Raw genomic sequence first — 338 nt, forward strand, 5'->3', positions numbered from 1 at the left:
TCGATCTTCGGCAGAAGCGCGTTCAGGCTGGCCTTGGCGTCGCCGTAGAACATCCGGCAGTTCTCCTTGTAGAACAGCGGGTTCTCGATGCCGGAATAGCCGGTGCCCTGGCCGCGTTTCATCACGATCACCTGCTTGGCCTTCCAGACCTCCAGCACCGGCATCCCGGCGATGGGGGAATTCGGATCCTCCTCCGCCGCCGGGTTCACGATGTCGTTGGAGCCGATGACGATGGAGACGTCGGTATTCGGGAAATCGTCGTTGATCTCCTCCATCTCCAGCACGATGTCGTAGGGCACCTTGGCCTCGGCCAGAAGCACGTTCATGTGCCCCGGCAG

1 protein-coding gene is annotated in these 338 nt (G+C 61.5%); it reads right to left on the reverse strand.

Annotation, left to right across the window (positions count from 1 at the left end; all coding sequences use genetic code 11):
* Positions 1–338, reverse strand: a 338-nt coding sequence (locus tag EIP85_RS22685; protein ID WP_164871882.1) for an NAD(P)(+) transhydrogenase (Re/Si-specific) subunit beta, incomplete at both ends; no start/stop codon positions are given.

The sequence above is a fragment of the Solirhodobacter olei genome (assembly GCF_004010155.1).
Lineage (GTDB): Bacteria > Pseudomonadota > Alphaproteobacteria > Rhodobacterales > Rhodobacteraceae > Solirhodobacter > Solirhodobacter olei.